18 protein-coding genes are annotated in these 23,568 nt (G+C 36.6%); 1 reads left to right on the top strand and 17 read right to left on the bottom strand.

Annotated elements, in window-relative coordinates; translation table 11 throughout:
• Positions 1–52: 52 nt before the first annotated feature.
• From C8C85_RS07040 to C8C85_RS07020, 5 genes are all read right to left on the bottom strand, one after another.
• Complete coding sequence (locus C8C85_RS07040) at positions 53–277, bottom strand: hypothetical protein (RefSeq protein WP_243412085.1); 225 nt, start codon at positions 275–277, stop codon at positions 53–55.
• A gap of 59 nt (positions 278–336) precedes the next feature.
• Complete coding sequence (locus C8C85_RS07035) at positions 337–1,647, bottom strand: tetratricopeptide repeat protein (protein ID WP_116796437.1); 1,311 nt, start codon at positions 1,645–1,647, stop codon at positions 337–339.
• Between the two features lie 64 nt (positions 1,648–1,711).
• On the bottom strand, positions 1,712–2,434 hold the full coding sequence (locus C8C85_RS07030) for a hypothetical protein (protein ID WP_116796436.1): 723 nt from the start codon (positions 2,432–2,434) through the stop codon (positions 1,712–1,714).
• A 321-nt stretch (positions 2,435–2,755) separates the two neighbouring features.
• Complete coding sequence (locus C8C85_RS07025; protein ID WP_116796435.1) at positions 2,756–3,070, bottom strand: helix-turn-helix domain-containing protein; 315 nt, start codon at positions 3,068–3,070, stop codon at positions 2,756–2,758.
• Positions 3,046–3,390, bottom strand: a complete 345-nt coding sequence (locus C8C85_RS07020; protein ID WP_116796434.1) for a type II toxin-antitoxin system RelE/ParE family toxin — start codon at positions 3,388–3,390, stop codon at positions 3,046–3,048. The genes C8C85_RS07025 and C8C85_RS07020 overlap by 25 nt, the downstream gene beginning before the upstream one ends.
• Positions 3,391–3,639: 249 nt before the next feature.
• Between C8C85_RS07020 and C8C85_RS07015 the strand changes: the two genes are divergently transcribed.
• Positions 3,640–5,559 (top strand): glycoside hydrolase family 97 protein, encoded by a 1,920-nt coding sequence (locus C8C85_RS07015; protein ID WP_116796433.1) that lies wholly within the window; start codon positions 3,640–3,642, stop codon positions 5,557–5,559.
• Between the two features lie 56 nt (positions 5,560–5,615).
• On the opposite strand, the gene C8C85_RS07010 is transcribed toward C8C85_RS07015, so the two are convergent.
• The 12 genes from C8C85_RS07010 to C8C85_RS06955 form a co-directional block, all read right to left on the bottom strand.
• Positions 5,616–6,074, bottom strand: a complete 459-nt coding sequence (locus C8C85_RS07010) for an OsmC family protein (protein WP_116796432.1) — start codon at positions 6,072–6,074, stop codon at positions 5,616–5,618.
• 327 nt (positions 6,075–6,401) lie between these two features.
• The gene (locus tag C8C85_RS07005) at positions 6,402–7,592 is read right to left on the bottom strand and encodes an aldose epimerase family protein (RefSeq protein ID WP_116796431.1); all 1,191 of its coding nucleotides are present in this window, start codon (positions 7,590–7,592) and stop codon (positions 6,402–6,404) included.
• Positions 7,593–7,707: 115 nt separating this feature from the next.
• Positions 7,708–9,216, bottom strand: a complete 1,509-nt coding sequence (gene araA, locus C8C85_RS07000) for an L-arabinose isomerase (RefSeq protein WP_116796430.1) — start codon at positions 9,214–9,216, stop codon at positions 7,708–7,710.
• Between the two features lie 92 nt (positions 9,217–9,308).
• Positions 9,309–10,010, bottom strand: a complete 702-nt coding sequence (locus C8C85_RS06995; protein WP_116798416.1) for an L-ribulose-5-phosphate 4-epimerase — start codon at positions 10,008–10,010, stop codon at positions 9,309–9,311.
• Positions 9,994–11,685, bottom strand: a complete 1,692-nt coding sequence (locus C8C85_RS06990) for a ribulokinase (protein ID WP_116796429.1) — start codon at positions 11,683–11,685, stop codon at positions 9,994–9,996. Before C8C85_RS06990 ends, C8C85_RS06995 begins: the two co-directional genes overlap by 17 nt.
• A gap of 164 nt (positions 11,686–11,849) precedes the next feature.
• Positions 11,850–13,835 carry an alpha-L-arabinofuranosidase C-terminal domain-containing protein gene (locus C8C85_RS06985; RefSeq protein ID WP_116796428.1) on the bottom strand — a complete coding sequence of 662 codons (1,986 nt, stop codon included), beginning with the start codon at positions 13,833–13,835 and terminating at the stop codon, positions 11,850–11,852.
• A 255-nt stretch (positions 13,836–14,090) separates the two neighbouring features.
• A complete protein-coding gene (locus tag C8C85_RS06980) occupies positions 14,091–16,055 on the bottom strand; it encodes a glycoside hydrolase family 127 protein (RefSeq protein WP_116796427.1) in 1,965 nt (654 codons plus the stop codon).
• Positions 16,056–16,332: 277 nt separating this feature from the next.
• Complete coding sequence (locus tag C8C85_RS06975) at positions 16,333–17,313, bottom strand: arabinan endo-1,5-alpha-L-arabinosidase (protein ID WP_116796426.1); 981 nt, start codon at positions 17,311–17,313, stop codon at positions 16,333–16,335.
• Between the two features lie 326 nt (positions 17,314–17,639).
• Positions 17,640–18,536: a glycoside hydrolase family 43 protein gene (locus tag C8C85_RS06970; RefSeq protein ID WP_410501044.1), complete on the bottom strand. Its 897-nt coding sequence runs from the start codon at positions 18,534–18,536 to the stop codon at positions 17,640–17,642.
• 190 nt (positions 18,537–18,726) lie between these two features.
• On the bottom strand, positions 18,727–20,352 hold the full coding sequence (locus C8C85_RS06965) for an arabinan endo-1,5-alpha-L-arabinosidase (RefSeq protein ID WP_116796424.1): 1,626 nt from the start codon (positions 20,350–20,352) through the stop codon (positions 18,727–18,729).
• A gap of 12 nt (positions 20,353–20,364) precedes the next feature.
• Positions 20,365–21,912 (bottom strand): alpha-N-arabinofuranosidase, encoded by a 1,548-nt coding sequence (locus C8C85_RS06960; protein ID WP_116796423.1) that lies wholly within the window; start codon positions 21,910–21,912, stop codon positions 20,365–20,367.
• A gap of 90 nt (positions 21,913–22,002) precedes the next feature.
• Positions 22,003–23,562: a RagB/SusD family nutrient uptake outer membrane protein gene (locus C8C85_RS06955; RefSeq protein ID WP_116796422.1), complete on the bottom strand. Its 1,560-nt coding sequence runs from the start codon at positions 23,560–23,562 to the stop codon at positions 22,003–22,005.
• Between the last annotated feature and the right edge of the window lie 6 nt (positions 23,563–23,568).

Below are 23,568 nucleotides of genomic sequence, written 5' to 3'. Positions count from 1 at the left end.
CTGGAATCTCAATTATTATTGTATTGATGGTTTTTTTTTTCGAAAATTAAATTTAGTCCTCCAAACCACATAAAGTCCTTCCTGAATTTTGAGATTCCTTTTTTGAAACACTATATATTTCAGTCGAACAATTGCTCAATCCTCTGCAGTTTTTATCATAATGATATTTTTTGGAATAAGGCCCTTTGCAGATATATACTGTATCATTTGTCAAAGTTTCAAAGCCAAATGTTATTGGTAAAATGATCATGAAAATAAGGACGATCGATGTTTTCATTGTTTTATTATAAGTTAGAATTATTAAATATTATTCTAATTGAAATGGTTCAGTTTGGGTTATTTGCATAAATCTTTAATCAAAATATATGCTTCATTATATCCTAATTCTCCTGCTTTACTAAGATCTAAACAACCATCATTTTTTTGATTTAATTCTATTTTTGCCAAACCTCTCCCTGCATAGACGCGTGAATCTTTTGGATTAATACTTATTGCTTTATTGTAATCCTCAATTGCACCAAGGAAATCACTCAAATCTGATTTTGAATCTCCCCTGTCTGAATATAAATCACTATTATTTGGGTTAATTTCAATTGCCCTTGTATAATCTAATATTGCTCCATGATAATCACCCAATCTGTCTTTTGCTCCTGCTCTAAAGTAATAGAGATCGGCATTATTTGGGTCAATTTCAATTGCCATGGAATAATCTAAAATTACTCCTCTATAATCTTCTAAATATATTTTTGTCAGTCCTCTAGCTTGATAAGCAATACCAAAATTCGGGTCTTGTTCAATGGCTTTTGTGTAATCCGCAATTGCTCCTATGTAGTCTTGTGATTTTGTTTTTTCGACTCCAGAGTTATAGTGCCTTATCTTATTCTGTTTTTTATTTTCATCAGGCGAATCAGACTCTTTCTCATATTTACTTTTTAATAATAATGTAGCAAGTTTAAATCCTGCTTTTGCATCTTTATTTTTTGGATCTAATTCGACGGCCTTTGAATAGTCTGTAAATGAACCTTCATAATCTTTTAGGGAAAGTTTCATCGCTCCTCTGTTGCTATACGCTCTAGCATTTTGTGGACTAAGCTTAATTGTTTGGTCATAATCTAAAATCGCACCTTTTATATCTCCATAATTACACTTAGCATTGCCTCGATCTAAATAAGCCATTGTGAATTTAGGAAAGAGCTCTATTGCTTTGTTATAATCTTCTATAGCCTCTCTGTTATTTTTTAATGAAAACTTTGCTTTCCCTCTGATATAATAAGATTCACTAAAGCCAATGTAAATTTCTATTGATTTGTTACAATCTGCTATTGCACCTTGAAAATCCTCTAATTTTATTTTTAAACGTCCTCTTAAACCATAAGCAGCATAATCATTAGGGTCAAGTTCAATTATTTTGTTAAAATCGTTTATTCCACCATTGTAGTCTTCTAATTCTTCTTTTGCAATAGCCCTGTTGAAATATGCAATTGTATAATTAGGATTTAGTTTAATTGCCTTTGTGTAATCAATTATTGCTCCATCGTAATCTTCTGAAGAATGTTTTGAATATCCGTTTTTGTAATATTCCTCTGCTGTTTGACCGTTAGTAATGAAGCTAAACAAAAAAGCAACTATAATTATTGATTTTTTCATGATTCCATTTTTAATAATGTGTATTCGTATTACCTTAACTCATTTCAAAATGCGTTAAAAGTTGTTATTTTGCAAAATAGAATTCATGAGTTTTAATTACATCATCTCTCCCCATCTGCACTAAATTTCCAGTCTTTTTTAAAAAAAAGCATAGCGATTTTTCATTATAAATTAATTTCATTTCATCTGAATAATCGGTAACTAGATACATATCACCTTCTATCTTAAAAAATGGAATTTCAGTTTTACCTTTTACTTTTATTCCTTTATTAACTAATGTTCCATTAGTTAATTTTTCTCTGATAACCGTTTCGTTTTTTTCACTGGAAGAAACTTTTGAATAGGCTACCATCATATTTATCCATTCATCGCTATCTATCAAAAACCATTGCACTCTACTAAAATCAATTCCTTGATCATTAATCCAACCATTGCTTGTAAAACAGAATAATACTTGTTTTTTACCGTCAAGAACTGGATTGTCTGATGGATTAAATTCTTGGATTTTGAAAGTAATAACAGAGACTGAAGACATGTCTTTTGCTTTTTTGCCATCAAAATCTAGAGTTTTTAAAGAAAAGCTCTTTAGTTCAGGATGATTGGCTATAATCCATTGAGTTGCGGTTAATTCTGCTCTTTCTTCCATATTGTCATGAGCCATAATTGCAGCGCCAATAACTAATGCAGCTGCGCCGGCAGCAGCAACAGCAGCACCTGTATTTTGTGCATCAGATTGTTTAGGCATTAATAACATAATAGTTATAATTACCAATGTAAATTTTTTCATAATTTGATTTTTCAAGCGAGAAACAAAAATGATGCCATTTGAAGATAAAAGACAATTTATGACGTTAAAAAGCGCTTAATTTTAATTATAACAGTCTTTATATTACAATTTAAAATACACTCAAATTCGAGAAGTGGTGAAAAAGAATGAATGAAATGGGTTTTGAAATTTTAATTTCTGATAATATTTAAACTTAGATAAATAAGTATTCAGCTTTTAAAACGGATTTAAATTTTCAACAAATAAATTTGACAATTCAACCTTAAACCAATAAAACCTCTTCGAAAGAAGAGGTTTTATTGGTTTTATGGGTTTTTTGCTTCACTTCACTTGCAATGTCAATCCCAACGCATTGATTATTTGCACAAAATTGGAAATTTGTAAATCGGTTTTGCCTTGTTCAATTTTGGCAATGTAGGCGCGTTCTTTGCCTATTTGGTCAGCTAATTGCTGTTGAGTTAGATGTTTTTCTTTGCGTTTTTCTTTTATCAATTCACCATAATAAAAAGACAATGCTTTTTTTGAAAATTCATCTCTCTCGGGCGTGCCTTGTTTGCCGTATTTGTCGTCTAAATAGTCATTGGCAGTAGGTAACTCACTTTTTAACTTTTCTAAATCAAGTTTTGGTCTTGCCATTTTTCTAAAATTTTGATTGCTGTTTTTATTTGTTTGTCGTAATCTTTGGTCGATTTTTTCATGAATCCATTTAGAAATATTATATTTCTGCTTTGGTTTATATTGTCGTGGTCTATCGTAAAGACAATAATTCGATACTCATTATTGATCTGTATTCGCACTTCATAAAAATCGGTGTTGATTAATTTCTTGGCTATTTTAATATTAATTACGGGCTGTTTTATTATTATCTCCAATAGGTAATCTATTTTGTCCTTCACATTGGTTTCTGAATTGTTTAAAAATTCTAAAAATTCACGCGTTTTAAATATTGTCCTCATTGATGCTACTATTTTGCAAATGTAATTAATTCGTTACCAAATAAAATTAAGTTTATGATTTTTTTATGGAATGTTTCTAATAATCTTATAGTTTATTGTATGAAATCAAAAAAGGTTTGTAGATGAAAAAAATGTAAGATATAAATTATATTTTAAAAATTTACACTTGAAAATAATAATTTAATTTGAATATGATTTTAATCAATTTTTTGTCGTAAACTTGTAAGTGTAAAATAAACACTTATAAATATGAGAAAAATATACTGCATAATTCTGTTAGCCGTTTCGCTAACATCATTTGCCAAAACAACTACCGATTATTCGTTTGTCAATAACGATAAAACGATAAAAGTTGAATTTAACCTGACTCCAAAGAAAACACCTTATTACAAAGTTTTCTTCAAAAATAAGTTGATAATTAATACTTCAGAGCTTGGAATTGTTCGGGAAGATGCTAATTTTTATAGTGATATGAAGATTGTAAAAGTTTCTGACGCCAAAGCCGTAACTTCAAATTATTCGATGCTGCAAGGGAAAAGGAAAAACATCAGGTATACTGCCAATCAATATACGGTCAGTTTGCAAAGCAGTACCGGAGAAGCGATGGAAATTATTTTTCAGCTTTCTCATGACGGAATCGGGTTGCGCTACCATTTTCCTAAAACTTCGAATGATATCAAGAAAATTACGGAAGAGAAAACCACCTATAATTTTGATGCTTCCGCAAAAGCATGGTTACAGCCAATGTCTAAAGCCAAAACGGGATGGAAAGAAACCAATCCGTCCTACGAAGAGCATTATTCTATGGGTGTTCCTGTAAATACAAAACCTGTAATTGGTGAAGGATGGGTGTATCCTGCTTTGTTCAATGCCAATGATGCTTGGGTTTTGATTACCGAAACAGGTTTACAAGACAATTATTGTGGTAGCCGATTGGTTTATAATGATGTCTCAAAAGCATTACAGGTAACTTTTCCGCAAAAAGAGGAGGTTTTTCCAAACGGAGCTCTTAATCCAGAATCACAGTTGCCTTGGTACACGCCTTGGAGAATCATAACGATTGGTTCATTGAAAGCCATTACTGAAAGTACGCTAGGAACCGACTTGGCCGATCCTGCTGTTCCAATGGATACTTCTTTTATCAAAAGTGGATTGTCTTCTTGGAGTTGGGTTTTACTGAAAGATGAATCCGTTAATTTTGAAACTACCTTGCAGTTTATCGATTATGCATCCAGCATGAATTGGCCGTATTGCTTGATTGATGCTGATTGGGACACCCGAATTGGCGATGCCAAAATGAAAGAATTGGTGGCTCATGCCGCAACAAAAAACGTAAAGTTATTAGTTTGGTATAATTCGTCAGGGTCATGGAATAGTACAGATTACCATCCGAAAAGTAAATTGCTAACCCACTCCGATAGAGATAAAGAATTCTCAAGATTACAAGAAATGGGAATTGCGGGAGTCAAAGTTGATTTTTTTGGTGGTGACGGTCAGTCGATGATTGCGTATTATCATGCGATGTTGAAAGATGCTGCAGAACATCAATTGTTGGTCAATTTTCACGGGGCTACTTTGCCAAGAGGTTTACAACGCACTTTTCCCAATTTACTGACCACCGAGGCTGTGAAAGGACAAGAATATATTACTTTTTTTCAAGATATAGCCGATTTGCAACCTATCCATTGTTCGATGCTTCCTTTTGCCAGAAATGTTTTTGATCCAATGGATTTCACGCCGATGGTATTGGATTCTATTCCGAATATCAAGCGTAAAACGACACCAGCTTTTGAATTGGCTTTACCTGTTTTATTTTTGTCCGGGATTCAACACATTGCAGAAACTCCTGTTGGAATGGCCAAAATGCCAAAATATGTGGTTGATTATCTAAAAGACATTCCAACGAACTGGGATGATTCGAAATTTATAGACGGCTACCCAGGAAAGTATATTGTTATGGCCAGAAAAAAAGACAACGTTTGGCACATTGTTGGAATTAATGGAGAAAATAAAGTCAAAGAAATAGAAATTGACTTGTCGTTTGTAACCAATGACTCCGGTTATGTTATTTTGGAAAACGAGAAAGGATTCCAACAGCTTCCAATATCAAAAAGCAAAAAACTGAAGGTTATAATGAAACCCAATGGAGGTTTTGTTGTGAAGATATAGTTTTTTATAACCATATAAGCCCTATAAGTTCATGTTAGTAAACTTATAGGGCTTATTTATTTTACTTCACAAGTTGCATTATGAAAAACAGGAAAATTGCAAGAATTAGCAATAAAACATAATTGATTTGCTTTTTGATGTAAATCCAAAGCTATTTGAATTTTATCTGGATTGGCAATTGTTACTTTCGGATTTAACTTTACCTCAATAAAACGCCCGCTTCCGTCAGGAGAAACCTCAAGCGTTGCTTCGGCATTGTCTGAATACTCCAAAACTTCTATTCCATTTTGGGAGCAGACATATAAATAGGACATCATGTGACAGGAAACTAAACTACTTAAAAGCAAGTCTTCCGGATTGTATAATTCCGGATCGCCTTTGAAAGCTTTCGCAGCCGAAACATTTAAGACCGGTTTTCCTTCAATTAAAATCTTGTGACTTTTACTGTAAAATCGCTTTGTTGAATCTTCTTGATTTGAAGTCCATTTTGCTTCTGCTTTGAAGAGATGTTTCATTTTTTGTTTTGTTTGCTATGGCGAAGTTATGATTTTATATGTTGCTAATTATTAATCCCGAAAAGGCGTAAAGTCAAAAATAAAACTCAGCTGAGCAAAGTCTCCAGACTTTGTAGCTTTTTTTAAATGTTCTTTAAGGGAATAAATCTAATAAAAGTCTCCCGACTTTTTCTGTGAATATCTTAGAAATTTTTCGAGCCTGTTTTACTTTATAAACAAAAAAATCTCGGAAGTATGACCTCCCGAGGAACTTAAAACCAACAAGTGTCAGTCTTTAAACTAGATATCCAACAAATAACCAAATTATATGATTTCTAGTATTTTAAATTACTTAACCGAAAATTTAAAAGTAGTTTTTGTTTTATAGTTTTCTCCCGGACTTAAGACAGTCGTAGGAAAGTCTTTTTGATTTGGTGAATCTGGATAATGTTGTGTTTCTAGGCAAAAACCAGTTCTGTGTGCGTATGTTCCGCCGTTTTTCATAGGTAAAGTTCCGTCTAGGAAGTTACCAGAGTAGAATTGGATTCCAGGTTGGTCGCTATATACTTCCAACAGTCTTCCGCTTCCTGCATGATAAGCTGAAGCCACCAAACGCTCTCCTTTGTCTTGGTTGTTTAACACCCAGCAGTGGTCGTAACCCAATCCTCTTTTTAACTGTTCATCCTTAGCTTCGATTGCTGCCCCAACCAATTTTGGTTTTCTGAAATCAAATGGAGTATTGGTAACATCCGTTAATTGGCCTGTCGGAATAAGCGTTGCATCTACAGGAACCAATTTGTCTGCATCAATCATAATTTCGTGGTCCAAAATAGGTTTGGAGAAATCACCTGACAGATTGAAATAGGCGTGTTGCGTTAAGTTTACCACTGTTTTCTTGTCGGTAGTCGCTTCATACAAAACGTCCAATGCGTTGTCTTTGTTCAAAGTGTAGGTTACGTAAACCGTTAAGTTTCCAGGGTATCCTTCTTCCATGTCTTTGCTTACGTACTTCAATTTTAATGAAGCAGAGTCTCCGCCTTTGGCTTCTTCAGCAGTCCAAACCACATTGTGGAAACCTTGTGGTCCTCCGTGCAACGCATTTGGAGCATTGTTGATGGCCAAAGAATATTCTTTTCCGTCCAAAGTGAATTTACCTTTGGCAATTCGGTTTCCGTATCTTCCGATAAGGGCTCCAAAAAACGGATTGTCTTTCATGTATTGTTCCAATGAATTAAAACCAATTACCACTTCTTCTGATTTACCCGCTTTATTAGGCACTTTTAGAGTAGATATTCTACCCCCGAAAGTGATAATGTCAACTTCCATTCCGTTATGGTTTTTCAGTGTATATTGGTCTATTTGGACTCCTTTGTCTGTTTTGCCATATACTGATTTTGCTATAGATACAGAATCTGTAGCATTGGCTTCTAGAGCAGTTTCTTCTCCTGCCTCTGTTTTTTTCTCTCCTTTACACTGTACATTCATACTTGCTAAACTTAAAATGGAAATTCCATAAATACAACGTTTTACTAGATTCATATTTTATTTTTTTGGTTTTTTAGTTATTTAAAAGGCTAAAGCCTTAAAGCCAAAAGTATAAAAATTTAATTCTATTTCTCCCGACTTTAAGACTCTATTATTTAGACTTAAATTATTATAGACCGTGTTGAAACAAATGAAAATACGCTTCATTAGCATTGATAGTATCTTTGAAATTACGGATAGTGGTATTTGCATCGATTACAAGTAATTCGATTCCTGCAATATCGGCAAAATCTTCCATAAATTCAGTAGTTACCGCTTGGCTGTAAACTGTATGGTGAGCACCTCCCGCAAGAATCCAAGCCGTTGCTGCAATATCAAGGTTTGGTTTGCAGTCCCACAATACGCGAGCTACTGGAAGTTTTGGTAAATCAGCCATTGGTTTCACAGCAGTCACTTCGTTTACGATTAATCTGAAACGAGTTCCCATATCTACTAACGATACGTTGATTGCATCACCAGCAGGAGAATTAAATACCAAACGAGCTGGATCTTCTTTTCCTCCAATTCCTAATGGGTGCACTTCGCAATTTGGTTTTCCATCAGCGATAGACGGACAAATTTCCAACATATGAGATCCTAAAACATATGATTTTTGAGGCGTAAAGTGGTAAGTGTAATCTTCCATGAACGAAGTTCCTCCTTCAAGTCCCACGTTCATTACTTTCAATGCTCTAACCATTGCGGCAGTTTTCCAGTCTCCTTCACCACCAAAACCGTAACCGTCAGCCATTAAACGTTGGGTTGCAATTCCAGGTAGTTGTTTCCAAACTCCCAAGTTCTCAAAAGTATCCGTAAAAGCTCCAAAACCTCCTTCTTCCAAGAAAGCTCTCAATCCCAATTCGATTTTTGCGGCATCCGCCAAAGATTGTCTTTGCGCTCCTCCTTCTAAAAGTGATGGAGTCAAGTTATAAGAAGCCTCATAAACAGCTAATAAATCAGCTAATTGTTTGTCAGTTACTTTTTCAATATGTTTGGTCACATCCGATGAGTCATATCCATTGACAGACATTCCAAAACGAATTTGAGCTTCTACTTTATCTCCTTCGGTAACGGCAACTTCACGCATGTTATCACCAATACGAGCTACTTTTAGGTTTTGAAGTTCGTTCCAACCTAGTGCAACTCTTGTCCAGTTTCCTATTTTGGTTTGAACGCGTTCGTCTTCCCAGTGACCAACAATCACTTTGCGTTTTTTGCGCATTCTGGACATGATAAAACCAAATTCTCTGTCCCCGTGAGCCGATTGGTTTAGGTTCATGAAGTCCATGTCAATACTAGCCCAAGGAATTTCTGCGTTGAATTGTGTATGTAAGTGACATAATGGTTTATTCAAAATGCTTAGTCCCCCAATCCACATTTTGGCTGGTGAGAATGTGTGCATCCAGGCTATGATACCAATACAGTTTTTGTTTGAATTCGCTTCCAAACATACATTCAAGATTTGCGAAGGTGATTTTACTACATCTTTGTATACCAATTTCACTGGTAATTTTGAGGATGCATCCAATCCTTTTGCGATAATTTGAGAATGTTCGGCTACTTTTCTTAATGTTTCTTCACCGTATAATTCTTGGCTTCCTACTACAAACCAAATTTCTTTTTGAGAGATATCTATCATTTTTTATATCGTTTAATCGTTTATTTGTTTAATTGTTTAATCGTAGAACGGTCTAATCGATTAAACGATTTACCGATTCACCGAATAAACGGTTATTGTCCGTAATAGGAATCTTTTCCGTGTTTGCGTTCGTAATGCTTTTTGATTAAAGAATCCTTCAATCGTGGCGCATTTGGATTTATTTGCAAAGTTAGATATGCCATTTCGGCTACGACTTCCAGAACTTTTGAGTTATATACGGCTTTGGCTGCATTTTTCCCCCATGCAAAAGGTCCGTGATTACCGATCAGTACCATTTCTGTTTCTTCGTACGAAAGGTTTTTTTCTTTGAAACAATCCAAGATTTGAATTCCGGTATTGTGTTCATAGTTTCCTTCGATAAGTGAATCGGCCATTGGCGCTGCACAAGGAATATCAGAAGTTAAGTGATCGGCATGAGTGGTTCCAAAAATTGGAATGTCTTGTTGTGATTGTGCCCAAGCTACGGAATAAGTAGCATGAGTATGTGCTACGCCGCCAATGTTCGGCCAGTTTTTATATAAATAAGCATGTGTTTTGGTATCCGAAGATGGACGCATACTGCCTTCGATAATGTTGTTGTCAAAATCGACAATAACAATGTCTTCTGGTTTTAAATCTTCGTAAGGAACACCGCTTGGTTTAATGGCAAAAACACCATTTTTGCGATCGACAGCACTAACGTTTCCAAAAGTGTAAACCACCAAATTCAATGCGTTCAATTGCATATTCGCTTCGTAGCATTCTTGCTTTAAGTCTTTATAAATAGAGCTCATGTTGTTGTTTTTTAATGGATGGATCTGCATAAGCACTTAATTGGTCGTACGCCAAAAGCAACTTGTTATAAGCGGCTACTTTGTCGAGTTGTGGAGCATATTCGCTTTCAAAAGGGCTTCCCATTTTTTGAGCAGCTTCAATTACGTTTGGATAAATTCCAGCAGCAACGGCAGCATAAATTGCGGCTCCCAATGCAGGTGCCTGATCTGATAAAGCTACTTTGATAGGTTTGTTCAATACATTGGCCAAAGTTTGCATGATGAATGGTGACTTACGAGCCACACCACCAATGCCAATTACAGTGTCAATTCGAACACCTTCTTCTTCAAAACGATCTACAATTTTTTTAGAACCAAAACAAATCGCATTTACTAATGATTTGAATACATGCGGTGCTTTTGTTCCCAAAGATAAATTTGCAATGGCGCTTTTAAGTTCTTGATTCGCATCAGGAGTTCTTCTTCCGTTAATCCAGTCCAATGCTACAGGAACACTTTCGGATAAAGGAATTTTTTCTGCCTCGGCAGTTAATTGTATGATTAGATTGTCGCTGATCTCCCCTTTCAATTGTTCTTTTTGTTCGTTGGTCAAAAGGGTAGAGGTAGCCAATAAATTTTCGGTTGGCCATAGCAATAATTCTTTGTACCAAGCTAATAAATCACCAAAAGCAGATTGTCCCGCTTCAAGACCAATGAAACCTGGAATTACAGAACCATCGACTTGTCCGCAAATTCCACGAACGGTTTTTGTTCCAATAGATTCTTTAGTATCAACAATAATATCACAAGTTGAGGTTCCCATTACACGTACTAAAGTGTGTTCGTCTATTTTGGCTCCCACAGCTCCTGAATGAGCATCGAATGTACCCACTGCAATAATGGTATCGGTTGAAAGTCCCAATTTGGTGGCCCATTCTTGGTTTAAATGACCTGCAACCAAATCAGAAGTATAAGTTTCATCATATAATCTTCCGCGAAGCGATGCCAAATAAGGATCCAATTTTTCTAAAAATTCTGTAGGAGGCAAGCCGTTCCAGTCTTCGTGCCACATCGCTTTGTGACCCGCGGCGCAACGGCTTCTTTTAAATGATTTTAAGTCTTTATTGTCAATCAACAAATACGTCATTAAGTCGCAGTGTTCCATCCAAGTGTGAGCGGCTTTTTTTACGGCTTCGTCTTGTCGGGCAACATGTAATATTTTCGCCCAAAACCATTCGGATGAATAAATACCACCTACGTATTTGGTGAAATTTTCTCCTCCCCAGTTGGCAGCCAATTCATTGATTTCGTTCGCTTCATTTATAGCTGTGTGGTCTTTCCATAAAACCATCATGGCATTTGGATTATGTTCAAAACCTTTGGTCAGTGCCAATGGAGTTCCATCTTCGGCAACCGGCACTGGTGAAGATCCTGTAGTGTCAATGCAAATGCTTCGAATTAAGGAGGAATCCACTTTGCTATTTGCAACTACATATTTTATGGTAGTTTCCAACCCTTCGATATGATCCAAAGGATGTTGGCGAAACTGATTTATTGAGGCATTACAATATTCTTTATTTTTCCATCGCTTGTAATCACAAACGCTTGACGCTAATTCCTGTCCATTTTCAGTGTCTATCAATACTGCACGAACAGAATCTGAGCCGTAATCTAATCCTATTACATAATTTTTCATCACAAATCTTTTTTAATATGTACAAATATATATATAATTATTTAATAAGTGTATAAAAAACACTTAATTTATTTTGTATTGACATTTTTCTTGAAACGTCAGTATTACTGGTGTTTACGAAGGAAATGAAAAACAAGTGTTCAAAATACATTTGTATGTTCTGATTATTTCATTTTCAACTTCAAAACAGTAACAGAATAGGCAGGAACGCTCAATGATGCTTTCTCACTTTTCAAGATATATTCGCTTTCTTTCGGGCTGATTTTTTTAGGCGAAGCAAATGAATTTTCGTCATTAGTATTTGGACTCGTAAGTGTTATAACTGTTCCTTTTGATTGGAATTTGCTTCCTTTTAAATCAACTGTAATGTCCTGCGCTTTTGCAGAAGTATTGACCAGTTTCACGATTACTTCTTTGGTAGTAACATCCTTCACTGCCGATGCAAACAAATCGTTTTGACCAGTAACTGCTTTTCCGTCTTTGGTTATCGATAATAAATCAGTTCCTTTATTGTTAGCGAATAATTTTTGAACATAATAATTTGGTGTTCCAAAGGACTCTAAATTATTAAACCAAATCATATCTGGTGTCCATTGCCAACCTTCTTCGTGAGCGAATAAAGGAGCATACGAAGTAAGATGAACTACTTCAGCGTTACGTTCCATTCCGGTCATAAAAGCGGCTTCAGAAAAAGCACATTCCCAACTGTTTTTGTTGTCAGGACTTGCAATTGCTACCGTTTGCGCTGCATATTCTCCAGCGAAAATTTTTGGTCCTTTACGATCGTAATTGTCGTAACGAGTTGCGTTTTCTCTAAACCATTTTGGCTCTTTATAATAATGCTCATCAATGATTTCTGCATTCAGTTTTTTAAGTTCTGATTGAGCATACTCAAAATAATCTCCTTCTGGAAATGGCCCGCTTCCCGAAACAATTGTAATTTCTGGATGTTTTGCTTTGATTGCTTTTTCAAACACTTTATAACGCTCAATATAATCGGTTCCCCATTGTTCGTTTCCGACACCAATAAATTTCAAATTAAACGGTTTTGGGTGTCCCATATCCGAACGAACTTTTCCCCACGGAGTGTCTACGCTTCCGTTGGCAAATTCAATTAAGTCAATCGCATCCTGCACATAAGGATCCAATTGATCCATAGGAACCAACTCGCCTGTATTGAACTGACAAGCCATTCCACAACTTAAAATTGGTAATGGACTTGCTCCGATATCTTCTGATAATTGGAAATATTCAAAAAAGCCTAAACCAAAAGACTGAAAATAATCAGGTGTTGGTTTGTGTGCAAACTCTGTATTCCAGCGGTTAACCAAGCTTTCTCTATTATTAACTTCTCCAACTGTTTTTTTCCATTGGTAACGTTGTGCCAGAGTTCTTCCCTCAACAATACAGCCGCCAGGAAAACGTAAAAAGCCAGGTTTCATATCATATAACAATTGTACTAAATCTTTTCGAAGACCATTTTTTCGATTGTTCCAAGTATCTTCTGGGAATAATGAAATCATATCCAAATCGATAGTTCCTGTTCCTTCAAAAGTAAAACGCAGTTTTGCTTTTGCTTCTGTGGCTGTTGGAGTAAGCTGAGCGGTGTATTCTTTCCAATCTGAAGCAGTAGGAACAATGCTTGTTTCGCCTAAAACTTTATTGTCTTTTCCAATGAATTGAATAATTATCTTCGATATATTTCCAGCTTCTTTAGATGCTTTTAGAGTCAAATTGTATTTTGCTCCACTTTTAATTCCCATTCCTCTGAAACCTTCATTGATGATTTCATAGCCTTTAGCATCTTTTACAGTAACTCGGCAATAATTATGATTGTTTCCTTTTTTTGAAAATTGAACAGGAACAGCAATTCCAGATTCGGTATTAAAATTATGTTTGTCACTTTTTGGTTGTATCCAACCCATTAAAGGATCATCAAACTCGAATGAGCGGTTTTTTACCATTTCGGCATACAAACCTCCATCGGCAGCAAAGTTGATATCTTCAAAAAAGATTCCATACATTGTTGGCTGAATTTTGGTTATTGTTTTGCTGGTGTTTACTTCAAGAGTTGTTTGCTGCGCATTAGCATAAATGCCATTTAGCAAAAGACCGCAAAGGGTTATTTTGGTAATTAAATTCGGTTTCATATGTTTTTGTTTAAAGTTTCATGTTTAAAGTTTTAAGCTTTTGGATTGGCTTTTAAACTTTAATAATTATTCTGTTTTAGTCTTTATTATTCGACAGTCCGCAAAGTGTACCAAGTATTTTTTGTGCCACTGATTTCACTGATTTTCACTGATTTTATTCGCATTAATAAAGAAATCTGTGTGAATCTTTTTAATCTGTGGCTATTTTTATCGGTTTGGTATTGGTCACGGATAATCATATTATATCATCTCTTTTTACTTTTTCAAATCAATCCAAACTTTCATTTTTCCAACGCCTCTGTTTGACCAGGAATAATAAGGAATTGCTTTTAGTTTCCCAGTTTGAATAGTATTTACACCATCCAAAAGGTTTGCTTCTTTTGTTACTTTGACAGTATCATTAGCATCGATAGTGATTTTGTCAAAGTTGGTTGCATTGTCCATTTCTTCAATAGCATACACAATCGGGCCGTATTCCAAAGCTACTTTACCGATGTTGCCTTCTACTTTTGCATTGGTCACAACTTCTTTTACTTCCATTGGTAAGTCCAGTTTTAGGGTGTCTCCTTTTTTCCATTTTCGGGTAATGCTGATGTATCCTTTATCTTCTTTATATCCTAAAGGTTTTCCGTTTATCGTCAGCGTAACTTTTGCGGAAGCGAGATTTTTATAACTATACAAATCGCCTGGTAAAACTTGGTTTCTGGCCCAACCCGGAATTCTTAATTTGATAGTGAACTCACTTTCTTTTTTTGGCGAAACAGTAAGTGCAACTTTACCATCCCAAGGATAATTGGTTTGTTGTGAAACTTCCAATTCTGTTTTGTCCAAAGAAATTTTTGCTGTATTCGAAGCGTATAAATTCACATAAAGCACGTTTTTGCTTGTAGAATATATCAATCCTGGAATCGAAGGAATAAAACGAATTAAATTCGTTGGGCAACAAGAACAATCAAACCACGATTGACGGGTACAAGAACCTCTATTGTTTTTGTAAACTCCATCAGATTCCAGTGCATTTGGATAGAAAAATTGTTTTCCGTCCAATGAAATTCCAGAGATTAATCCGTTGTATAAAGAGCGTTCGATTACATCAAAATAATTAGAGTTTCCAGTCAAGTTATGAAGCCTGCGGTTCCAATACACATCACCAATGGCTGCACAAGTTTCGTTGTACGCTGTCAGGTTAGGCAATTCGTAGTTTGCTCCAAAAGCTTCACCATCATGTACTGCACCAATTCCGCCAGTGATATACATTTTTTTGTTGACCATATTTGTCCACAAATTATTCACTGCATTCAGGTAATCTTTGTCGTTGTATATTGCGGCAATATCGGTCATTCCGGAGTACATATAAACGGCTCTCACGGCATGTCCCACAGCTTCTTTTTGTTGAATGACCGGAATGTCGTCCTGTGCATAAGCGCCGTATAGTTTATGGTTTTTTGGATTTCCTCTATTGTCCAGAAAGTATTTGGCCAAATTTAGATAAGCCTTATCGTTAGTGATTTGATACAATTTAACCAAACCAGTTTCTACAATTTGATGACCTGGAACGCCATGGACTTGGTCTTTCCCGTCGCCAAATGTTGTCACCAACAAATTGGCATTTTTGATGGCAATGTCGAGAAAGTTTCTTTTTCCAGTCGCTTCAAAATGTACAACAGCGGCTTCTATCAAATGCCCAGAGTTGTACAATTCATGGCTGATTTGCAAAGATTCCCAACGTTTTCCTTCAATAACCGGCACCCATGGTGCTGGTGGCTTTGCCGGATTAATGGTTCTCCAAGTAGTTAAGTAACCATCTTTTTCCTGTCCCACTTTGATAATGCCAATAAGGGAATCCAATAGTTTTTCCAGTTTTGGATTGGGTTCGCTTATTAGGGTATTCGAAGCTCCTTCTATAATTTTGTATACATCGGTATCGTCAAAAGGCATTTGCCCTTTTACTTCGCCTTTCATTTTACCGCCTGCGATCAGAAAATTGTCCAGACGTCCTTCTTCTTCGCATTTCTTAATTGCGTATTCGATGGTTTTTTCTTGAACTCTTTTTATAATTGGTAACCAAAAGTTATCAGTTAGTTTTACGTTTTGAATGTTAACTGGCGTTATGGTATATCCAGAGTTTTTGGACACAATGTTCTGTGCATTCATAGCGCTTGAGAGCGATAATGAAACTAACAGAAGCAGTGTGTGGTTTTTTAAATTAAAAATTTTCATATATGTAAAATTTAATTGTCATTGGTCATATATGGTATCGCCTTTTTATTTGTTGGTGTTTGCTTTCGCAAACTGTTTGTTAATGGCGATTTCATAAACGGTTTTTATTAGCAAGCTGCAAGATAAATAAAATAAGTGTATAAAATACATTTTTAAATGTTTTTATAGTTTCTAAGAATCTAAGGCAGTAAGTTGCTAAGATTATGCAGATAACTTTAACAGGGGTAATATTTTTTTAACTTAGTATCTCAGCAACTTAGGGACTTAGAAACTTTTTCTAAAGCCTTGGCCATAAATCAGCGTCCCATTTCAATTCCTTTATTTGCAGTAAAGGTCTTCCGTTTTGCTTGGCATCATAAGCGTGGTAAATGATATAATCTTTTCCGTCAAAAGTGTAGGTGCTGTTGTGCCCGGCTCCGAACCAATTTTTATCTCCTTGAATGATTAAAGTTCCTCCGCCTTCGGTCAATAATTTTCCCTCTTTGTCAACGTAAGGCCCTGTGATGTTTTTGGATCTTCCGACAACCACTTTATAGGTGCTTTTTTCGCCTCGGCAACACAAATCCCATGATAGGAATTCATAATAGTAACCGTTCTTTTTAAAAATAAAAGGAGCTTCAAGCGCGCCATCTCCTGGATCAGAATCCGCAAGTTCGAATGTTCTTTTGCGTTTAGCGATTGTATGCCATTCCTGAGGTTGAGCAATCGACTTTAAATCTGGATTCAATTTGACCATTTTCAATCCTTCCCAGAAAGAACCGAAAGCCAGCCAAGGCGTATTGTTTTCGTCAAAAGTCAAATTAGGATCGATGGCATTCCAAAGATCTCTGTTTGGAATCGACTGAATGACAATTCCCTGATCGACCCATTTGTAAGCAGGGTCTTTTGGATCCAAAGTAGTATTGGTCGTTACTCCAATCGCCGAAGTGTTTTTTGCGAAAGCGGAAACTGAATAATACAAATAATAGGTGTTGTTGTGAAAAGAAATGTCCGGTGCCCAAATGTGATTGTCAAAACCAGGAACCACGGCGTCCACCCAAAGGGGTTTTTCTTTAAATATTTGGGGTTCCGGGTTCCAGTTTTTTAAGTCTTTGGAACTGAATACGCTGATTCCTTTTCCAGTGCAATACAAATAGTAGGTGTCTTTTTGTTTAATCATTACTGGGTCATGAACGGTAATGTCCTGTGCGAAGGATGAGGTGCCAATGAATAGGATCAAGAAGAAGAGTAGTAGAGAGGTGTGTTTATGTAATTTCATATGTGTTGCTTTTTTAAAACATTTAAGTCATTTTGTAAATTCAAGTTTTATGTCATTAGCTAATCTTTCTTTTCTCTACCAATGACGTTTTTTTTGCATCCCAACTACTCGCAAACTTGTCATGCAGACGAAGGAAGCATCTCTGTAAGTAGCACCGCAAAGTAAGGGACTCAGATTGTCGAGTTTGCTTCGCCAGTCGCTATCGCTCGTGTCTTGCGGAGATCCCTCCTCCGTCGGGAAGACAATATTGGGTGGAGGTATTGTGCAACTAGGACTAGTTGAATGTCTTTGATATTGTATTCTTACAACCGCAATCTGAATACTTCTTACTCCGTTATCCCCTCCGTTGTCATAATTATCCTTTTCATAGACCCGTCTTTATTGTAAAACAAACGATCGACACAAACGGATCTTCTAAAGCTACCGCCATTCGGCTGGATGCTTCCATTATGGTATATGAAATAGGACTTTCCTTTGAAATCAATTATTGCCTGATGATTGGTATTTGAATTTCCGGCGAGTTCGTTCAAAATTCCTTTGTATTCCCAAGGGCCGTTGATGGATTTGCTCATAGCGTAAGCAATTTTCTCAGGAAACTCATAGGCATACGATAAGTAATACCAGTTGTTGTGCTTGTGAATCCAAGGCGCTTCGGTGTAATTTGGTAAAGTGATGGTTTGGATTGGGCCATCGAGTTCGGTCATGTTGGCTTTTAATTTGGCATAATGGCAAACGCTATTTCCCCAAAACAGGTAAGCTTGTCCATCGTCATCTATCATCACTGTTGGATCGATATCATCCCAGCTAATATTGGTTTGGGTTGTCATATCATTGGTGATAAGCGCTTTTCCAAGTGCATCTTTGAAAGGCCCTGTCGGGCTGTCTGAAACAGCAACTCCAATCGCTTTCCCATTTATGGTTCCGTGTTCAACAGTAACATACCAATAAAATTTTCCGTTGCGTTCAATGACTTGAGCTGCCCAAGCATCGGATTTTGCCCAAGCAAAATCGGTCACTTTTAGCGGAACTGGATGTTCCTGCCAATGCACCATATCCGATGAAGAATACACCAGCCATTCATTCATTTTATAAAAGTTAAAATCATTTGGCGCTTCATCATGACCCGCATAGAGATACACTTTGTCTTTGTAAACCAAAGCTGCTGGATCTCCGGTGTATTTGTCTTTGATAATTGGGTTATTGATTAGAGTCTTAGGGTCCATCTTTTTTTCATTGGCGGAAGCCGAAACTGAATTTTGAGCAACAGTTTTGGACATTGAAATAAATGCCAAGAGGGATAAGGTTATGATTGTTTTTTTTGTTTTCATTTTTCTCTAAAAAGAAGTTAAAGAATATGGTTTAAAACAAATGCCTTTTCTAAATCATTAAAAAAGGCATTTGTTAAGTAATAGATTAATTTATTTTCTTGCCCCAAACAGGTATTCCTGCGGTGGTAAGTCCAGAGTAGGTTAGCGTTACTTTGCGGGTGGCACTTTCCCAATCCCAGGCATCATTTACTTTACATTTTATACCATTTACGGTCAATGTTTTGGAAGTGCTGTCATACGCCCAAGTTCCTGAAACGCCACCGCTCACTTTTTTATCAGCAGTTAAGTAAATTGTAGCTGATTTTTGAATGGTGGCATATTGGTAATTCATAGTAATTTGTTCCCATGTTCCAACAAATGAAGCTTCAGAAATGGTAGTAGCAGGCACACCAGCATAACGCTCAGGAGCAACTACTGGCCATCCATCCTCGGTCCATTGGATTTCGCGAACATGTCCCATCATTATGGCATTGGAAACATTGATTCCTGGAACATCTTTTGGTAAACGAGCTTGTGATGAGTAAAACCACTGTTTTGTTTCCGGATTTTGGAAAACGGCGCAATGCGAAATTCCAACCCAGCCAGTATGACCATTGAAACCGTACGGATGTGTTAGCATTGGCCAACAATCGGCTCCGTTTGTTACATTGGCACCATCAATTCCTAGATAAGGTCCCATAATGTTTTTCGAACGACAGACTCTAGTGTTGTATGGCACATCCAAACCATCATAAGCCATAAAAAGATAATAATATTGTGTGTCTGGATTGTATATAATTTCCGGACCCTCTGATGCTTGCCAACGGCTGGTCGCACTACGTGTTGCGATGCGAGTTCCATAATCGCTCAAGGTTTTCAGTTGATCAGGTTTTCCGGTTGTTGGATTCAGTTTTAAAGCTGCAATACCAGAATGCCAAGAACCGTAAATTAGGTATTGCTCTCCCTCTGGTGTTTCAATAAAACTCGGGTCAATTGCATTAAATTTAAAATAGGCATCTTCCCAATTTCTAGCACCAGTAAATGAATATGGTTTTAGACCATCGGGTTCTGAACAAACTACCATTCCTTTGTCTGTCCAAACGTTTGAAGCTAAATCATCTGTTTCGGCCAAACCAATAAAGGCTCTTTCTGACCAAGAGTTATCGAAAGTAGTTCCAATTATGGGGTTATCGACCACAATGCTATAATACATACGGTATTTGTTGCCCACTTTTCGAACACAAGGAGCCCAAAAGCCATAGTTAGGACTTGTAATTGCTGGCAAAATTGGATTCATTCTGGATCTCTTGTTGTTTACGGAGTCTAATACCCAAGCAGGTGCCGTGGCCATCGTAGATCCCATGAATTCCCAATTAATGAGGTCCTTGGAACGTCTGTAGAAAAAATGTCCATGTCCATCTGTTGCACCTCCGTAGGAAGCGTCTGTTTGATACATATAATAATAATCACCACATTTTGCTACCGATGGATCATGTACGTTGGCTAAATTCCATTTCGAATTATTACCCCAAGAGGAAATCGAGGAATAATTGTCGGCATAAGTAGGCCCATCGAACGTTGGAGTAGGAGTAGGTGTTGGTGTCGGCGTTGGAGTAGGAGTTGGCTCTGGTGTAGGATCATCCCCTTTGGAACAACTACCCAATGAGACTGTCACTGTTAGTACAAGGACTAAATAACATGCTACTCTTACAATGGAATTTGATTTTTTCATAACAAATTGTTTTTATTTGCCTTCTAACATTATAACTGAAAAAGGAGGAACATTAACTGTAAGTTTTCCTTTTTTAACATCAAAACCTTTGAAAACAACAGGTTGTATTTTTGTTGGATTATCAAATGAATTGAAATCTTGTAGTTTTGATGAACCAATGATCATACCAGATACAGATTTGATTCCAAGTTCATTGAGGTCAATCTCAACTGTGTTTTCTTTTTTTGCATCTATATTTACCAATGAAATATGAATCAATCCTTTTTTGTCTTTCGAAGCCGAAGCTGACAAGGCAGGAAGTGTTTCGTCTTTATAAGTATATAGTGGTGATTTTATGGTAATAGGCAATTGTTGTGCGTCTTGGTGCACGCTGTACAATTGCATTACATAGTAAGTTGGCGTTAGAATCATTTTGGCTTTATCGGTAAGGATAACTGCCTGCAAAACATTAACACATTGTGCTAAGTTAGCCATACGAACCCTGTCTGCATGATTGTTGAAAATATTAAGGGTCGATCCAGCCAAAACTGCATCTCTCATGGTGTTTTGTTGGTACAGGAATCCAGGATTTGTCCCTTTTTCCACTTCATACCAAGCTCCCCATTCGTCTACAATCATTGCCACTTTTTTTTCTGGATCATACTTGTCCATAATGGCCGAATGTTTGGTAACCAATTCTTCCATTTTCAAAGCGGATTTCATCGTTTGGAAATATTCAAATTCTGTGTAATCTCTATCATCTCCTTTTTTTGTCCAATCGATCACTGCATAATGGTGTACTCCAACTCCACCTAACATGTTTAGAGGGATTTCTTTCATTAAGGTTTCGGTCCAATTATAATCGGCACTATTAGATCCCGAAGCAATACGAGTTAAACCTCCAGTGTTTTCCCAATCAGACATGAAAGTGGCAAATTTTCGATATTCTCCAACATAATAATCTGCCGTCATATTTCCTCCACAACCCCAGGCTTCATTTCCAACTCCCCAGAATTTAACTTTCCAAGGTTCTGTTCTTCCGTTTTTTTTACGCAAATCACTCATCGGGCTTTTACCACCAAAGTTGGTATATTGTACCCAATCTGCCAGTTCTTGTACGGTTCCGCTACCTACGTTCCCTGAAAGATAAGGTTCTGCTCCTAAAACTTCACACATATTTAAAAAATCGTGAGTTCCAAAACTATTGTCTTCGGTAACGCCACCCCACCATTTGTTTACTATTGTAGGTCTGTTTTCTTTTGGTCCAATACCGTCTTTCCAATGGTATGTATCTGCGAAACATCCTCCAGGCCAACGAAGATTAGGAATTTTTAATTTTTTTAAGGCATCGATAATGTCGTTACGAACACCTGCTGTATTTGGTATTTTAGAAGTATCACCCACAAAAAATCCACCATAGATACACCTTCCTAAATGCTCTGCAAAATGGCCATAGATGTTTTTGTTAATAGTTGGAGCATTTGCAGTATTTTTTATGGTAACTACTGTGGTCTCTTTTTGTGCAAAACTGATTTGGCTACAAAAAGCAAGAATGGATAAGAAGAACAAGATTTTTTTCATAATGGCTTTATTTTATAATATCACGTGGCAAACTACTGAAAGTTCACCACATGATATTAAAAATTCTAACTAAACTAACTCAAATAAATATTAATAACTTGGATTTTGAACCATTCCAGGGTTGTTGTCCATGTCTAATTGTGGAATAGGGAAATATTCTCTTCCTGGTGCATACGAAGCATACTCTACATCTCTTGTTTTTAACCAAGCTAATTTTGCCGGATCCTGTAACCATCCCCAACGACGAATATCATCAAAACGGTGACCTTCAAGAGGGAATTCCAAGAATCTTTCGTGTCCTATTTGGTCTCTCATAGCAGCTTGACTAAGTCCTGGTTTTGCAGTGCTTAAGTTAGGTAAACCAACACGGTCTCTCACCATTTGAATATAAGTATACGCTCCCGGAGTATCTCCAGTTTCGTTCAAACATTCAGCATACATTAACAATACATCAGCATAACGTAACAAACGCTCGTTGATTCCTGAACGCCAGTCGAATTCGTTTGCATAGGCACCATCTGAGTTTTCATATTTTCTGCAAAATAAATCATTTAAATCTCCCGGATTAGCAGCATAAAATGTAGCAAAATCTTGTCCGTAAAGTTTTGTTCCAGGCTTGTTATAAAACATAGTAGCATCCAAACGAGGGTCTACAGTACCTGAAGTTGTTAATTCATCATGGTATTCATTAAATAAAGTCCAAGTTGGTTGTACGTCTGTCCATCCAAAAGCTCTCGGTCCGTATGTAATTGCTCTTGCTGAAGTTTTACCCCAGTTTGACGCGGGTATTCCACCCCATCCCAATGCGACGCCACCTGCTTCTCTACTAAATTGAACCTCGAATAAGGATTCTGAATTATTTTCGTTTGTATCTGTGAAGTTGTCGCGATAATTGGATACTAAAGAGTAAACACCTGAATCAATTACCTGTTTGAAAGTTGCTTTTGCATTTGTAAAATCTTTGGTAAATAAATAGGCTTTTCCTAAATATCCTAATGCGGCTCCTTTGGTTGCACGTCCTTTTTGTCCTGCATCTATACCTGGAATATTTGCATAAGTAGTAGGTAGTAAATCAGCAGCAGCTTTGAAATCAGTAATAACTTGAGCCCATCCTTCTTCTTGTGTTTTTTGGGGATAATAAACTGCTATTTCTGTTGGAACTGGTACGTTTTTAAACATGTTTACCATATGAAATAAATACAATCCTCTTAAGAAATAAGCCTGACCAAGTATTCTGTTTTTAAGTTCTGCATCAGTAAAATTGATTTTTGGTACATTAGTCAAAACTTGATTGGCTCTGAAGATACCTTGATAACAAGTTTCATAGCACCAACCGTAAATGGCAGCATCAGTTACATTTGAGTTGAAACGACCTACATTGTACATCGCTCCCCAAGGGCTGTTACTGCGCGTATCATCTCCTTTTAAGTCTAATAGTAATGGAGTGCTTCTCATGTATGTTCCATCAGTCAATAAGCTTGAATATGTGGCATTGATTCCTTCGAGAGCATCTTGATCTGTTTTCCAGAATTTATCTACTGAATCATTATTTGGATCCAATTGGGTTAAAGCGTCATCACTAACGCAACTTGTGGTTATTAATGCAAGGGTAAAGAAACCAGCTGCATAATTAAATATTTTATGTTTCATTTTGAT

Source organism: Flavobacterium sp. 103 (assembly GCF_003096795.1).
Lineage (GTDB): Bacteria > Bacteroidota > Bacteroidia > Flavobacteriales > Flavobacteriaceae > Flavobacterium.
The sequence above is the reverse complement of the archived record's forward strand: the minus strand, read 5'-3'. Positions and strand labels throughout refer to the sequence as shown.

Bases quoted from the DNA above. Each gene is read 5' to 3' on its own strand.
- C8C85_RS07040 (WP_243412085.1), bottom strand. From the start codon at position 277: ATGAAAACATCGATCGTCCTTATTTTCATGATCATTTTACCAATAACA.
- C8C85_RS07035 (WP_116796437.1), bottom strand. From the start codon at position 1,647: ATGAAAAAATCAATAATTATAGTTGCTTTTTTGTTTAGCTTCATTACT.
- C8C85_RS06955 (WP_116796422.1), bottom strand. From the start codon at position 23,562: ATGAAACATAAAATATTTAATTATGCAGCTGGTTTCTTTACCCTTGCA.
- C8C85_RS06985 (WP_116796428.1), bottom strand. From the start codon at position 13,835: ATGAAACCGAATTTAATTACCAAAATAACCCTTTGCGGTCTTTTGCTA.
- C8C85_RS07005 (WP_116796431.1), bottom strand. From the start codon at position 7,592: ATGAATCTAGTAAAACGTTGTATTTATGGAATTTCCATTTTAAGTTTA.
- C8C85_RS07025 (WP_116796435.1), bottom strand. From the start codon at position 3,070: ATGGCAAGACCAAAACTTGATTTAGAAAAGTTAAAAAGTGAGTTACCT.
- C8C85_RS06965 (WP_116796424.1), bottom strand. From the start codon at position 20,352: ATGAAAAAATCAAATTCCATTGTAAGAGTAGCATGTTATTTAGTCCTT.
- C8C85_RS07020 (WP_116796434.1), bottom strand. From the start codon at position 3,390: ATGAGGACAATATTTAAAACGCGTGAATTTTTAGAATTTTTAAACAAT.
- C8C85_RS07010 (WP_116796432.1), bottom strand. From the start codon at position 6,074: ATGAAACATCTCTTCAAAGCAGAAGCAAAATGGACTTCAAATCAAGAA.
- C8C85_RS07030 (WP_116796436.1), bottom strand. From the start codon at position 2,434: ATGAAAAAATTTACATTGGTAATTATAACTATTATGTTATTAATGCCT.
- C8C85_RS06995 (WP_116798416.1), bottom strand. From the start codon at position 10,010: ATGAGCTCTATTTATAAAGACTTAAAGCAAGAATGCTACGAAGCGAAT.
- C8C85_RS07015 (WP_116796433.1), top strand. From the start codon at position 3,640: ATGAGAAAAATATACTGCATAATTCTGTTAGCCGTTTCGCTAACATCA.
- araA (WP_116796430.1), bottom strand. From the start codon at position 9,216: ATGATAGATATCTCTCAAAAAGAAATTTGGTTTGTAGTAGGAAGCCAA.
- C8C85_RS06970 (WP_410501044.1), bottom strand. From the start codon at position 18,536: ATGGACCCTAAGACTCTAATCAATAACCCAATTATCAAAGACAAATAC.
- C8C85_RS06990 (WP_116796429.1), bottom strand. From the start codon at position 11,685: ATGAAAAATTATGTAATAGGATTAGATTACGGCTCAGATTCTGTTCGT.
- C8C85_RS06960 (WP_116796423.1), bottom strand. From the start codon at position 21,912: ATGAAAAAAATCTTGTTCTTCTTATCCATTCTTGCTTTTTGTAGCCAA.
- C8C85_RS06975 (WP_116796426.1), bottom strand. From the start codon at position 17,313: ATGAAATTACATAAACACACCTCTCTACTACTCTTCTTCTTGATCCTA.
- C8C85_RS06980 (WP_116796427.1), bottom strand. From the start codon at position 16,055: ATGAAAATTTTTAATTTAAAAAACCACACACTGCTTCTGTTAGTTTCA.